The organism is Schinkia azotoformans LMG 9581 (assembly GCF_000307855.1).
Taxonomy (GTDB): Bacteria; Bacillota; Bacilli; order Bacillales; family Bacillaceae_J; genus Schinkia; species Schinkia azotoformans.
The window spans coordinates 1-588 of sequence record NZ_AJLR01000100.1; the positions used below are offsets into that span (position 1 = coordinate 1).

At 50.5% G+C, this 588-nt stretch carries 4 tRNA genes; all 4 read right to left on the reverse strand.

What is annotated here, in order from left to right:
* Positions 1-2: 2 nt before the first annotated feature.
* The 4 genes from BAZO_RS11360 to BAZO_RS11375 all read right to left on the reverse strand — a co-directional run bounded on the left by BAZO_RS11360 (position 3) and on the right by BAZO_RS11375 (position 548).
* A tRNA-Met gene (locus BAZO_RS11360) sits at positions 3-79 on the reverse strand.
* Between the two features lie 181 nt (positions 80-260).
* Positions 261-353: transfer RNA gene (locus BAZO_RS11365), tRNA-Ser, on the reverse strand.
* Positions 354-377: 24 nt separating this feature from the next.
* Positions 378-454 (reverse strand) — tRNA-Ile (locus tag BAZO_RS11370).
* Positions 455-472: 18 nt separating this feature from the next.
* Positions 473-548, reverse strand: a tRNA-His gene (locus BAZO_RS11375).
* Positions 549-588 lie beyond the last annotated feature (40 nt).

The window sequence follows — 588 nt, forward strand, 5'->3', positions numbered from 1 at the left end:
TTTGGTTGCGGGGACAGGATTTGAACCTGCGACCTTCGGGTTATGAGCCCGACGAGCTACCAGACTGCTCCACCCCGCGATAGTAAAAAATATATAATATTGTGCTTCCTTCAAAGTTTGCATAGAAACGACTGTCCCTTTGTCGTCCCGACCTCAGAAAGATTATTCAAGAAGCGTTTCGGTCGGTACGCTGATGCGGATTCGATGAAGCTTATTCGGTCGTGCTCCACCCCGCGATGGTAAAATAATAATTAAATTTATGGCGGAGGAAGAGGGATTCGAACCCCCGCGCGGTTTAACCCGCCTGTCGGTTTTCAAGACCGATCCCTTCAGCCGGACTTGGGTATTCCTCCGCGTTAAATAATATAATATAGAAATGGTGGACCCTGCAGGACTCGAACCTGCGACCGATCGGTTATGAGCCGATAGCTCTAACCAGCTGAGCTAAGGGTCCATTCTAGTTATAGTAGTATGGGGCGACTGATGGGGATCGAACCCACGAGTGCCGGAGCCACAATCCGGTGCGTTCACCACTTCGCCACAGTCGCCATGTCTATAGATGAAAGAAATAGCGGCGGAGGGGATCGA